Raw genomic sequence first — 12,896 nt, 5'->3', positions numbered from 1 at the left:
TCGAAGCAAAATTGTTCATCTTAATTCATCAACCCCATTCGTTATGAATGGATTTGGTTCGAAAAGATTGTAAGGCATAAGCAGGACGATTGAAAAGCAAAAGGTCAATCTTATAGCGATATATTTTAACAACTCTTATCTTTTACCTAAGATGTGTTGTTTTTTTCGTCACTAATTAGTCTTTTATCGCTTAAAGAGAAGGCAGAACGTGCTCAATGGCTCAATTTGGCTGGGTGTACAGATTAATTTACAGTTTAAGTGAAGGTGTTAGATTCCAAGGACGTAGCCTAGATCGGACAATATCGCTATTATTCGCTGCGTACCGACACGTTCGGTTCACATACCTCTAAACACTGATTTACGGTTCGAAAATATAGGTAAATGAGTGTCCGAATGCTGGGTGTGGTTCCCCAGCATTTGCATCCTTTCTTTTAGATGTCATCAATTGATCGAAATTGCATAAATCTTGTATCGCCCGACTTTACGGCTGTGTTAATACGCTTTATCTAGCGCACCAATGATATAAGTTAACACTGGAATACCCATATCGGCGACCTGCTTCTCAGTCTCACTCATATTTTCATGCGCCACCCGCAGCTCTACTTCACTTATCGACTCTTTGTGAAGGTAAAGCTCTTTGTAGTTCATCAATCGCTGTTGTGACTGTTGAATCAGTGTCACAACATTCTCTTTAGTCTCACGATGTTGCTGATCAATTTCACTAAGTAAATGATCTAAAATGCGTTGCATTTTGCGAATAGAAGCTTTCGTTTCTATTGATTTGTATGATTGATACTTTTCCATTGAGTTAATAACTGACTAAAATATTTACGTTTTTATAAGACAGTTATTTTTATACTGATTGCAAAGCAGGTAAATATGTGGTGGTTAAACTGGTCCACTTCTTGCTCCGTTTAGGTCAAAACTGTCCTTTCAGGAGAGCACATGCAGGTAGACCCTATAATTCAAGCACTGATCGCAAGACGAAAATCGAATGGCCTCTCCCGTGAGCAAATGGCAAACATCGCTGGAATGAGCGTAAAAACATATCAAAGGATCGAGCGCGGAGAGTCCGATCTTAAACTCTCACAATATCGTGCCATATTGCGTTCGCTTCATTTGACTGACCTAGATATTGCTTTAGATGTACGTGATGTTCAGCATGTCACAGCAAATGACCTAACGGCCGTGGCGAGATTGCTCTCACCGGAAGCTCAGTCCCTGCTCGTTCGCCTATTATCGTTAGTCCTTGAACAAAAGAACAAGAAAGGTGATTAACGACATTGCTCATACCCAAACGATGAATGCCCTGTTGAGCGTTGAAACATGAATCGTTTAGACAAAAAAACTCGTCAAATGACGAGTTTTATTCTTTATATCAGTCCGTTACTCTAGGCTTTTCAATTCCGATGTATCAACGCCTTTTATTGCATCTTTCGCCACTTTATCAGGATCAAAGACATCACGTTCTTCATATGAATTATCAATCATGCCTTGTCCTATCGCGGTCGCCTGCTTTTGTAACTTGTTACCCTCTACCTCACCAGCATCCCAGCCTTGTCGATAATCTGAGTCGGTTTGATACCTTGTTTCGTCCTTAATATAGTGTTCAAAATCATTCCCTGCCTCTTGCATACCACTATGCCGACCGTCATGAAAGCCTTGGATATAAGCTTCATCATAACCGCTCTCTTTTAACGCGCTGTCACTCGTACCACAGCCTGAGAGGAGAACAAAAAATAGCGAAACGAATACCCTATGAAACATATTTAGGCCTCAAAGCTTTCAAATAAATTAATCATAGTTCGCGATTTCAACTTCTGCTTACTTCAGGCTATTAGATAGCATTGTGACTCGACGAAGCCTGTGAACTTGAGTCCCTACAGTGAGTACAAAGCTGGACAAAGCATCACACCTACTGATAAACGTTATACTCACGCGCGTTTAATACTTCCATCGCCAGTGCTTCATCATCTTGCTCAGCTAAACCGCTAATGCCAATTGCACCGACGACTTTCTCCTCTTGTTCTACAGGTACACCACCCATAAAGCCAGTGATCTTTGGGTCAGTCCAATAACTCAACTGCTTACCTGTCTCACGAGCCCAAGCGCCCAGATTGCCACTAGGCTGACGGTCTCTAGCCGAGGTGTAAGCTTTGTTCTGTGCCAACAAACCTGCTTGCACACTCACATCATCCATTCGGGCAAAACCGAGCAATTCTCCATGTGTATCAACCACGGCAACCGCAATGTTTTGCTTGCGAGCAGTCGCAATTTCCAATGCCGTTTGAATCAGAGTTTGAACTTGTACGTATTTCATTTTTCTCTCCTACGGGATCTCATGACCAAGGGTTTTCTCGAACAAGCCATACCAATGGCTACGTGATAGCGTGACGTTCTCTACTTGAGCACAAGCGCGAATACGCTGTGGGTTTGCAGTACCAATAACAGGCTGAATTTGGTTTGGATGACGCGTCAGGAAGGCTAAAACAATCGCTTCAGACGACACGCCATATTCAGCTGCTAGCGCCATTACCATCTCCGCCGTCTGTCTGGTGTTGTGATCATCAGAATGTAAACCACGCTCTGAGAATCTTCCTTGCGCCATACTGCCCCACGCTTGCAGTTGGATATTATGCTTACGGGCATGTTCCAGTGTTCCCGCAACGTAGTCAGATTCCGACGAAGGAAGCCCCATGCCTTGCTTAATAAACTCAGACTTAGCCAGACTCATTTCCAACTGGTTCGCCACAACAACTTCGCCCGTTGCTTGTTGAAGAAGGTCAATTTGAGCACTGTTCATGTTAGAAACACCGAAGTGGTTAACTTTGCCAGCTTGTTTCAGTGCTTGGAGCGCTGTGCCCAGTTCTTCAAATTCAACCAGAGGATCAGGACGATGCAGCATCAAAACATCAAGGTTTTCCACGCCAAGGCGCTCAAGAATGCCCTCAACAGAAGCCGTCACCCATTTGGCAGAGAAGTCATACTGCTTAACACCTTGCTCATCTCCTAGACGGATGCCGCACTTGGATTGCAGATAAATTCGCTCTCGTAAGGTTGAGTCATTGGCTAAGATGCACCCAAACACTTCTTCTGCCTTACCGAATTTGTAGATATCCGCATGATCAAAGAGATTGATGCCAACCTCTAATGCAGCCTCGACAGCGGCATAAGCTTGGTTTTCATCTTGGGCGGTTAATGGGTTGCGATTCCACTCCCCTCCAAGTCCCATACAGCCGAAGACCAAGCGGCTAACGTTAGGTAAGGTTTTGGCGAGCGGTAGTGTTGGATTGTTCATCGTTATTCTCACTTTTCCGATTTCTGCATCTTCAATTTCTTAAGTTAACTCTAACCATCTTACCGTTCGTAAAAATTAGTTTAATACCGTAAAATCGAATTCATTATCCTCGCTACCGAACAATTAAAGCGAACAATAAAGACGAGCAATCAAGATGGCAGATTATAAGAGAATCGAAAAACTGATGCTGTTTGCTGAAGTGGCTCAAACACTTAACTTTTCTAGGGCAGCGGAGCAACTTGGCATTTCTAAAAGTTACCTGTCGGAACAAATCAAGCGCTTGGAATCGGAACTCGCAACGCCTTTGATTGTTCGAACCACACGCAGCGTGAGATTGACGGCAGAAGGTGAATCGATCTTTGCACAAGCGGAAGATCTCAAACGCCGCGTAATGGAAATGGAAAAGAGTTTAAGTCAGCGATCTGAACAAATAGACGGTCTGATTCGTCTTACCGCTCCCAAGATGTTTGCTGAAGCGGTGCTGCATGATTTGTGCGTAGCGTTTCGCGCTTTACATCCAAACGTAGAGTTCGAGATCCTTTCTAGCTATCAAGCGTTTAATCTGACAGAAACCAGCGTTGATTTTGCGTTTCGAGCGACAAGAACGCCGCCAGAGAATATGATTGCTCATCACCTTTTGGACTACCACCACTGGCTGGTTGCCTCTCCTCAGTATCTGCAAGAAGAAGGTACGCCGGAGACATTAGATGATTTACAAGAGCATCAATGCTTAACCACATTGCATCAAAAAGAGTGGCCGTTAAAAACGGGAACAGTCCAAACCCAAGGTTGGCTTTCAAGCAATGAAAACCGCTTACTCAAAGAATCAGCCCTGTCTGGCAATGGCATTGCTCGGTTAGCAAGTTACTTTGTCGAACAAGACGTTGAGCACTGCCGTCTAGTGCAGGTTCTATCGGAAGAAACCGACCACCAGCACAACGCGGTTTACTTGGTGTACCCACAACTTATCTATCAATCGGCGAAAACCAGAGCCTTCATTGAATTTGTGAAGCAGCACTTTGCTCAATAACTAAAGTAGTTAATCCGCTGACCACACCGAGCGAATATCTGGCCAACCCCAGTTAGTAAGAGCGACGTCTTCTAAAACACCTTGGAAACGCAAAGTTTGTGTATGGTGGAACATGGGTGCAATCCAGTATTCGCTGATCAACGTCGATGCAATTGGCTCCAATGCATTAAGGTAGTCCTCAAGTGGAACGAAAGATCTGACTCTCTGTAGTTGTTCATCCAACCATTGTGCGTTCTTTTCTCCCAAAGTGTGGAATAGCACAGCGTTGCTGAAGAAGTTCGTGAACGCAGAGGCATGACGATTATCATCTAGGTTTATGTTCGTCACGACCATCGTCTCATTTAGCTCACCATTCTTAGCTTTCTCGTTCAGCTCACGATAGGAATACATAACAATTTCTACTTTACTGCCAACACTCGCCAAACGATTAGAAATAGCCCGCGCACAGCGACGCAACGCGGTATAGTTATATCCGGCTATCGTAATGTGTTTAGGTAACTTAAGCGGCTCACTAAACGGACGGAGCACTGGCTTCCAACCTGGTAGCAGGTTATAAGCGGGTATACTCCCAAATACAATATTCTCGCGGCGCATCACTTCGGCCAAGTGCTCAGGTTGAATTAGCTCACTAATATAACGGCGCTGCGCTAAAGAGAGTTTGTGCTTAGCGTGCTGATTAAATAAGGCGAATAAGCAACCATCTTCTATTCGACTACGCTTGCTCGCCGATGAGTTTTCTCGGTTTTGCGTCGACATATAGTGTCCACACAAATCCTCCTCGGGCGAAGCATCCCTTTGCAACGTATTTGCTGCCAATGACGGGTTCTCCATTTGCTCGTCATTAACAATCCAGATAGTCACCAAATCCGTTAGAACTCTACATGCATAGTAACCATTAAATGCTTGCAGTTTTAAACGACTTTCATTGTGCTCGACAACAGAGAATGGGCCACTTCCGACCACCAGCTTGTTATTCGCTACGTTAACTTGGCTTACTGGTTGAATGCCGTATTTCACTCCAGAAATAAGTCCAGCAAAGCCCAAGTCAGCTCGATTAAGCTTAAAAACAACTTTCAATGGCGTTGGCGCAGTAATGTTAGCAACATGTGCCAACTCTTTTTCGTAATACTGTAGTGAACTCAACTTTGCAAACAAGCTAACCACTGTTTCTGCATCAATGGAATTACCATTATGAAAAGTCAGACCTGGACGAAGGTAGAAAGTCCATTCGTAGGTGTCTTCGTCATAACGCCAGTGATGTGCGAGTTCTGGTTGCACTTTCCCATTGTGATCACTCGAAACTAAGCAACAATAGATTTGCCTTAATAAGAAACGTTCGCTGCTACGCTGAAGTTGATGTGGAACGACGCGCTCAAACATTCGCTTATAGGTTAATTGAATATTGAGCTGTCCTTCTTGCACAGAAGCACCAGACGTTGTTTTTAACAAACGGCCAAATGCCATTTCGTCTTCATCTAATATCGCCAGTGCTTTTTCATACTTGCCTAACTTGATACGTTCAAGAGCCAAGCTCTCTTTTAAAACGTCTAACTCCATATTCAGAATAAGAGTCGATCGTTGGTTCCGCCCAGCTTTCGGGTGCCAGCTCAACCACGCCTTCTGCTGCATCTGCGTTAGCAGGCTACGAGCATGCCGAGAAGAAGTGAACATGATGTCGGCAATGTCCTGTAACGTGGTTTTTGTTTCATCACCAACGCTAAACGAGAGTAATCGTTGGTAATAGCGAAACAAATTGAGATCAGACACTGAATCAACCTTAGATCTGTGAAGTTTGTGGATAGGAATAGTTTACTTAAGTTGGCGGTAATAAAATAAGAAAACTTCCTAATTATCTGTTCCCCTTTTCCACAATTAACCTCCAAATTCGGCTTTAAAGCCCCATATATTTACGTTATTAGGAAAAAAGCCAACAAAAGCACTCTCTTTTTTATATCCCCTTTTATACACATAATTTACTCGTCAGCTAAAGGAGGAAAAAATGAAGAAGCCAATGATGGCGTACTTTTTTCAGCAACGCCTAGCTCAATCGAGTAATAAAATAGAAGTGATGACTCTGGTTTATCTTAACGATATGTTCCAGTGGTCATAGCCTAACCTCAAGCAGAACTTAGCTCCTGATACTACACCCCCACTTCGTTGTATCTTAAGTTCTGCTTTTTCATCTTTTGCACTCTACTACCTTATTGCAGGTTACTAAAAGTTAACTAGTTGAAACACCGCAAAACAGAGTCTACATTGAAGTCTCATCCCCCAATCGCTTTGTTGAGAAAGGGGCATTCATGGATATACACCACCAATTCGGGAGTCAATATGGCAACTTCAGTGAAACTTAAAGCGGGCGACAGCTTCCCTCATCTTCAAGCCACTTTGCTAGATGGTTCAAGCGTAACGTTGGGTCAGCCGCAAGGTGATGCGACTTGGCGAGCAGTATTCGTTTATCGTGGTAAACACTGCCCTCTTTGTACTAAGTACCTCAACGAGCTTGAGAGTTACAAACAGGCTTTCGCTGATGCTGGCGTCGATATTCTTGCCGTTTCTGGCGACTCAAAAGCACAGCTAGAGGGGCATCTAGAGAAACTCGAAATCAGCTTCTCTATCGCTTACGGCCTGACCGAAGAACAAATGAAAACGCTAGGCTTGTATGTATCTATTCCTCGATCTGAACAGGAAACCGATCATAATTTCGCAGAACCAGGTCTGTTTGTGGTGAATGAACACGGCGACTTACACGTGGTGGATATTTCAAACAACCCGTTTGTTCGCCCTGAGCTTGGCGCGCTATCACGCGGATTGGCATGGATTCGCGATCCAAACAATAACTACCCTATCCGTGGCACATTGGATTACTAATATCTTCTACACCCAAGTAAACTTTCTATCCTTAAATAAGCTAGGATTCTTGCCTTAGTGAGAATAACTTGGAATGCATATCAGATCCGTGAGATCTGATATGTATCAACAAGTTGGAAATAGAGTCCTTGTTCATTATACAACGCCTTGATGAAAAACAAGATCAGTGAAGCCCAGGCTCCCCTCAAACAACGTTAGTTATTTACTTCTAAGTCACTTTCACGATAAATACATGAAATTAAGACTAAAAACTTAGACTTAACGGATATATAAATCATAACGGTACCTACACAAGTAGTTGGCTAGCGATTATTATCCTATTGCAACTCACAATTGTGCAAATCTAATAATTCATACCATAAATGAAAACATAGATACCGTAAGAGACAAAATAAAAGCAAACGATTAAATTACCAATAAAACACCGTTCAATTAAAATAAAAAACATTTCACTTTATAAAAATGTAATTAATCGTTATTTACAATCACACATCTTAATTGAGAAATACAGTATGAATAAAATCTCTTTGCTTTATATGGCCGTTTGTATCGGATTAGTTGGATGCGGTTCAGGAGGAAGCGACAACGATCCAGCAAAAGATATACATCCCACCATTTCAAATCCGGAACAAGTCAACGCAATGACGGTGGACAAAGGTCATTTCTATTGTTCTGTAAACCAACAAAAACTGGAACACGGAGGGACATCTGCAAGCATGTCCTACCTGATTGAAAAGAAAAGAAATTCTACGGTTGTCGACGATTATGAATGTACCGAATACGGTTTAAAGAAAGGTGAGTCAATTATCGTCACTAAAAGTGCAATTGAAAACTTTTCATACTCAAAACATTATAAAAGCACGAAGAAGAATGACATTAATGGGTTTAAAATCATCTACCCTACAGGGCTTACGACTCCGATTAATAAAGATTATGAAAAAATTACGATCACGTATAATACGGAGAGACCTGACGTTAACATTAAGATAATTCAATATTTTGACGAAAAGTCTAAATTATATACCATCAAAAAATATGAAAACCACGTTAACGACAAATCACCAATAGGTTTAGTTGAGAAAGAGGAATTCGATAAATATTCCGATTTTGAAAAGAAACTGGAATTAAATAGTGCTTTTTTAAATTCAACTGAAGTGAGTGATTTATTCTACAACTTATTAAGTATGATAAAATAATAACTAAAAATCAAAAACTTAAAAAGTACGATTATGCTCAAGTAGCCTCGATATGCCTGACTCGAAAGAGTACGTTGTTTTACGAAACAAATTACGATTTAAATGAAGCACATCTAAGTTACTTGGGTATAAACGGCGATGTATTGTTAATCAGCTTTCAAAAGAGAGTAACGTTTGCGATTAACTACTTTGGTCTTAACGAAGCTCAATTTGATGCTTTTCAGACCAAATTCGCAAATCATCAAGAATCTTAAGTGCGGTACGGCCGAACTCTGTTAGTTCATAGCTGACTGCAATTGGGCGGTCGCTGATCACTTTACGCACCACCATACCTTCCGCTTCTAGCTCTTTAAGACGTTGGTCGATCATCTTTTTACTTGCACCGCCTAGCATGCGTGCTAAGTCATTGAAACGAACTGGGCCGTCTTTCAAATGATAAATCAGAGAACCTTTCCATTTACCACCAATTAAACGCATCCCTTTCTCGATAGCACATGGCTCCGCACATACGTTCGCCACTGACTTACGACCTTTGCTATCTACACTAATTCTGCTTTCCACAATACACCTCAAGATACGCACCTAATCTAGGTAACGAAAAGTAAGCTAGATACATTTAGTGCTTTAGAGTAATAAAAACGTCACCTCGCCGCAAACAAATAAAAATGGACCGCGTACAGCAGTCCATCTCAATTCATCATTCAGTTCGCACTATCTTTCTAAAAGGATTAGAAGTTTTCGTTAATGTGAGCTTCGAAACGAACAAAATCGTTTTCGATATCTGCGTTCTTCATCACGTCGTAGCAAGCGAATGTAGGTAATGCTGACATACCAAAGAAGCGGAAGTTAGCGTGCATGTGGAACATCAAATCATCCACGCCTTTACCTTGGAATAGGTATTCGCTCTCATCATCAAACGATTCTTCTGGCGCGTTGAATGTCAGTGAAAGCATGTATTTGCTGTTGGTTTGAGTACCGCCTGTACCATAGTTTTTCTTTGGTTCTTCTGCGCTACGGCCATCAAATGCACACAGTGCGCCGCCCATACCCGCAGTAAACACGTCGTCCATGTATTTTTTGAATGACCAAGGCACAGACATCCAGTTGATTGGGCTTTGGATGATCACGCGATCAGCCCATTCAAAGTGTGCGAGTTGCTCATCTACGTTGATCTCATCTTGCATTGTCACAACGCGAACTTCATGGCCTTTTGCTTGCAGAAGCGTCTGTGCTTTGTCGACAAGAGAAGCATTTAGACGACCTTCTGAATATGGTGATGGTTCGTGTGCATTGATGATCAGTACGTTGCTCATGGGATTACCTTTAAATAAGTTCACAAGATGACGCAGTAACCATTGTGCGTCGGATGTGGTTTATTATGGTAACCTAGAAATATAGTGCAATTAGTTAACTTTTAGTAACCTACTTAATTTTTAATTATATCACTGTTTTTAAAAGATATATTTTTTCAACTTTTTATCCATCGTTATTTCACGATTAATTTTTTCATCGATTTGTTGCATCTTCCACAGAGCAGGCGTACACTTTATCGCAATTCGACGATTAACTATTAAGGCCAGCGAATGAGTGATAAGTGCAAGGACACGTGCGAAGTCGTTTTTCAGACAACGCAACAACAGCTCGAGAAAGAACAAACTCTAGCAGCGCAAGCAAAAGCTTTGTCGCATCCAGCACGTTTGCGCATTCTGCATATCCTGCACACGCTCGATACCATGGGCGGTTGTTTGAACAGTGATTTGGTTTCTGAACTGGGTCTTGCGCAATCTACTGTTTCCGAGCACTTGCGTATTCTAAAGCAAGCAGGCTTTATCAGCGCCGAGCCAAACCCACCTAAGGTGTGTTACCGCATTCAACGCGACGCGTTTGATCAGTTCAATCTAGGATTTTCCAAGTTATTTGATTAATGCCCTTTGCACGCTGTTCAGGCGTGCAGAGATAAACTATACCTTTAACTATCGCCTTTCGACGATAAACGAATAAGAGAACACTATGACTACTCAAGTTTTAAATAGTGCCAGCGACAAAATGAGCTTCTTGGACCGTTACCTAACGGTGTGGATTTTTGTGGCAATGGCAATCGGTGTAGGTATTGGCGCAGCATTCCCTCAAGTTGCTGAGTGGAACGAGTCAATGTCAGTTGGTAGCACAAACGTACCGCTAGCGATTGGTTTGATTTTGATGATGTACCCGCCACTCGCAAAGGTGAACTACAACTTGCTAGGCACAGTGACGAAAGATAAAAAAGCGATCACGCTGTCTTTGGTCATGAACTGGATTGTCGGCCCTATTTTGATGTTCATCCTTGCATTGACTTTCCTAGGTGATCATCCGGGTTACATGGTTGGTATCATTCTGATTGGTCTTGCTCGTTGTATTGCCATGGTATTGGTATGGAACGATATCGGTGGCGGTAACAAAGAATACGGTGCAGCCCTAGTTGCACTAAACAGCGCTTTCCAAATCGTGACTTACAGTGTGATGGCATGGTTATTCATCACTGTGTTGCCACCAGTCTTTGGTTACGAAGGTTTCGTGGTTGATATCTCGATGATGGACATCGCGGAAAGCGTTCTGATTTACCTTGGTATCCCATTCCTAGCGGGCTTCCTAAGCCGTAAATGGCTGGTCGCTGCGAAAGGTGAGCAATGGTACAACGACGTATTCATCCCACGCATTTCACCAATTACGCTTATCGCCCTGCTTGCGACCATCGTACTGATGTTCAGCTTGAAAGGTGAAATGATTCTTGAACTGCCAATGGATGTATTCCGTGTAGCAATTCCACTGGCTATCTACTTTGTGTTGATGTTCTTTGTCAGCTTCTTCGTTGGTAAGAAAATGGGCATCGACTACGACAAAAACGCGTCAATTGCTTTCACGGCAACAGGCAACAACTTTGAATTGGCAATTGCGGTTTCTATCGCGGTGTTTGGCCTAAACTCAGACCAAGCTTTTGCTGGTGTCATTGGCCCGCTGATCGAAGTGCCTGTATTGATTGCTTTGGTGAATGTAGCATTGCGAATGAAAGCCAAATATTATGGCTAACCTAAAAAGCACAAAAAATACAAAAGCGGTAAAACATTAACTCACTACCGTTTTAATATACTCGCTGGGCGTTAGGCCGAACTTACTTTTAAAGCGTTGGCTAAAACGCCCCTCTGACTGATAACCACACAACTGTGCGAGCATAGCAACGTTATACGAGCCATTTTGCATCAAGTAAAGTGCGTGATTTAAGCGCACTTCTGCCAATACTTCACGATACTGGGTACCTTCTTGTTTCAGTTTGCGTATCAATGTTGCTCGGCTCATAGCAAAGTGCCCCGCGACCATGTCTAATGGATGCTCCTCCCCTGGAGAGCGCGATAAGTAACGACTAAGTTTCTGACTAAAAGAGATATGTGAACTCGAGAACAACCGATGCAATAACCCTCTCTCAGCTAGCTGCTGATATAGGCCCATAATCCAATAGCGTTGTGTCGCTTCACTTAAGCTTTCCCGCTCAAACGAAAACAAAGCATTTAACGTCGCTTTCAATGCTTTATCTGTCTCAACAACGGGTACATAGTTTCCTAATGCGTTGCTCATGCTTAGCTCCAACATTTCATCGCTAGGCACACAGTGAAAACTGAACATTCGAGAAAGAAATCGCCCTTGTAGAGGAAGGTTTTCAAAATTTAGGGATGCATTTGCTTCACAAAGCATGATATTTGGATCATGGATGTCGAGTACTTCATCTTTCCAGAAAAGATGTTTACTCCCCTTAACAATCTGAATAAGGCTTGGGGAGTGAATCCTGACATTACGAAGCTTCTGCTGCTGCTCCGCACGAAACAGCGTAACCTGATATTGGTGACCCATTCTCTCCCCTTATATTCAATTATCGCGTGTAAGTCGTGGTTAATGTCGCTTTACCCAAAGCAACACTATTCAAAGTAAACCCTACAATGGCTGGAGGCGTGTTTTCAGCCAAATTCAGTTCTTCAGTTGGCAATGACCACACCGTAAACTGGTAACGATGCATCCCATCATTCTTTGGAGGACACGCGCCGCCGAACCCCGTTGTGCCGTAGTCAATACGAGATTCTTTGCCGCCTAACTTGTTCATATCAATGCCTCGAGGCAGCTCGCTAACGGTGGATGGAATATTAAACGCTATCCAATGCCAAAAACCACTGCCTGTTGGCGCATCGGGGTCATACACGGTGATCGCAAAACTTTTTGTGCCCTTTGGAGCTTCTTTCCACATCAATTGTGGTGATTGATTCCCGCCATCACATCCCCAACCAGAGTATTCAAATGTCTTCGCCATCGGGTGGCCTTCTTGAATATCTCTACTCACGAGTTCAAATGCATGGGCAGAACCGACCGCAAAAACACTCAATACCAAAACTGATTTGTAGATCGCTTTCATGTTTTTCTTCCTTTCAATGAATTCAACACTAGTGTAAGTACCCAGCAGTCCGAATCCTTGTCAGTA

Annotated in this window: 15 protein-coding genes; 6 read left to right on the top strand and 9 right to left on the bottom strand. The window is 42.7% G+C overall.

Features of this window, described 5'->3' with window-relative positions; translation table 11 throughout:
* Positions 1-492: 492 nt before the first annotated feature.
* The gene (locus R7E47_RS02995) at positions 493-804 is read right to left on the bottom strand and encodes a hypothetical protein (RefSeq protein WP_031780946.1); all 312 of its coding nucleotides are present in this window, start codon (positions 802-804) and stop codon (positions 493-495) included.
* Positions 805-945: 141 nt separating this feature from the next.
* Here R7E47_RS02995 and R7E47_RS02990 point away from each other — a divergent pair, with 141 nt between their 5' ends.
* Positions 946-1,278 (top strand): helix-turn-helix transcriptional regulator, encoded by a 333-nt coding sequence (locus R7E47_RS02990; RefSeq protein WP_031780945.1) that lies wholly within the window; start codon positions 946-948, stop codon positions 1,276-1,278.
* A 108-nt stretch (positions 1,279-1,386) separates the two neighbouring features.
* On the opposite strand, the gene R7E47_RS02985 is transcribed toward R7E47_RS02990, so the two are convergent.
* From R7E47_RS02985 to R7E47_RS02975, 3 genes are all read right to left on the bottom strand, one after another.
* Entirely contained in the window at positions 1,387-1,767 is a 381-nt protein-coding gene (locus R7E47_RS02985) for a hypothetical protein (RefSeq protein WP_031780944.1), read from the bottom strand.
* 148 nt (positions 1,768-1,915) lie between these two features.
* Positions 1,916-2,320, bottom strand: coding sequence for a GlcG/HbpS family heme-binding protein (locus R7E47_RS02980; protein WP_005385161.1), 405 nt, complete (start codon positions 2,318-2,320; stop codon positions 1,916-1,918).
* Between the two features lie 9 nt (positions 2,321-2,329).
* Positions 2,330-3,298, bottom strand: a complete 969-nt coding sequence (locus tag R7E47_RS02975; protein ID WP_318083702.1) for an aldo/keto reductase family oxidoreductase — start codon at positions 3,296-3,298, stop codon at positions 2,330-2,332.
* Between the two features lie 154 nt (positions 3,299-3,452).
* On the opposite strand from R7E47_RS02975, the gene R7E47_RS02970 reads away from it, so the two are divergent.
* Positions 3,453-4,328 (top strand): LysR family transcriptional regulator, encoded by an 876-nt coding sequence (locus tag R7E47_RS02970; RefSeq protein ID WP_186585181.1) that lies wholly within the window; start codon positions 3,453-3,455, stop codon positions 4,326-4,328.
* Between the two features lie 9 nt (positions 4,329-4,337).
* On the opposite strand, the gene R7E47_RS02965 is transcribed toward R7E47_RS02970, so the two are convergent.
* Positions 4,338-6,095, bottom strand: coding sequence for an SgrR family transcriptional regulator (locus R7E47_RS02965; RefSeq protein WP_186585179.1), 1,758 nt, complete (start codon positions 6,093-6,095; stop codon positions 4,338-4,340).
* Positions 6,096-6,659: 564 nt separating this feature from the next.
* Between R7E47_RS02965 and R7E47_RS02960 the strand changes: the two genes are divergently transcribed.
* Positions 6,660-7,199: a redoxin domain-containing protein gene (locus R7E47_RS02960; protein ID WP_005375460.1), complete on the top strand. Its 540-nt coding sequence runs from the start codon at positions 6,660-6,662 to the stop codon at positions 7,197-7,199.
* A 512-nt stretch (positions 7,200-7,711) separates the two neighbouring features.
* Entirely contained in the window at positions 7,712-8,395 is a 684-nt protein-coding gene (locus R7E47_RS02955; protein WP_025768479.1) for a hypothetical protein, read from the top strand.
* Between the two features lie 195 nt (positions 8,396-8,590).
* Here R7E47_RS02955 and R7E47_RS02950 read toward each other — a convergent pair whose 3' ends face one another.
* Positions 8,591-8,956 (bottom strand): winged helix-turn-helix transcriptional regulator, encoded by a 366-nt coding sequence (locus tag R7E47_RS02950; RefSeq protein ID WP_005375456.1) that lies wholly within the window; start codon positions 8,954-8,956, stop codon positions 8,591-8,593.
* A 167-nt stretch (positions 8,957-9,123) separates the two neighbouring features.
* Positions 9,124-9,708, bottom strand: coding sequence for an NAD(P)H-dependent oxidoreductase (locus R7E47_RS02945; protein WP_017635228.1), 585 nt, complete (start codon positions 9,706-9,708; stop codon positions 9,124-9,126).
* Positions 9,709-9,978: 270 nt separating this feature from the next.
* Here R7E47_RS02945 and R7E47_RS02940 point away from each other — a divergent pair, with 270 nt between their 5' ends.
* Complete coding sequence (locus tag R7E47_RS02940; protein ID WP_005375451.1) at positions 9,979-10,320, top strand: ArsR/SmtB family transcription factor; 342 nt, start codon at positions 9,979-9,981, stop codon at positions 10,318-10,320.
* Between the two features lie 85 nt (positions 10,321-10,405).
* Positions 10,406-11,461, top strand: a complete 1,056-nt coding sequence (gene arsB, locus R7E47_RS02935; protein ID WP_005385145.1) for an ACR3 family arsenite efflux transporter — start codon at positions 10,406-10,408, stop codon at positions 11,459-11,461.
* Between the two features lie 36 nt (positions 11,462-11,497).
* Here arsB and R7E47_RS02930 read toward each other — a convergent pair whose 3' ends face one another.
* Both R7E47_RS02930 and R7E47_RS02925 read right to left on the bottom strand, forming a co-directional pair.
* Entirely contained in the window at positions 11,498-12,277 is a 780-nt protein-coding gene (locus R7E47_RS02930; RefSeq protein WP_017635229.1) for an AraC family transcriptional regulator, read from the bottom strand.
* Positions 12,278-12,296: 19 nt separating this feature from the next.
* Positions 12,297-12,830: a YbhB/YbcL family Raf kinase inhibitor-like protein gene (locus R7E47_RS02925; RefSeq protein ID WP_158173167.1), complete on the bottom strand. Its 534-nt coding sequence runs from the start codon at positions 12,828-12,830 to the stop codon at positions 12,297-12,299.
* Positions 12,831-12,896: the final 66 nt, after the last annotated feature.

Source organism: Vibrio sp. Vb1026 (genome assembly GCF_033338745.1).
In the GTDB taxonomy this organism is placed as follows: domain Bacteria; phylum Pseudomonadota; class Gammaproteobacteria; order Enterobacterales; family Vibrionaceae; genus Vibrio; species Vibrio alginolyticus.
The sequence above is the reverse complement of the archived record's forward strand: the minus strand, read 5'-3'. Positions and strand labels throughout refer to the sequence as shown.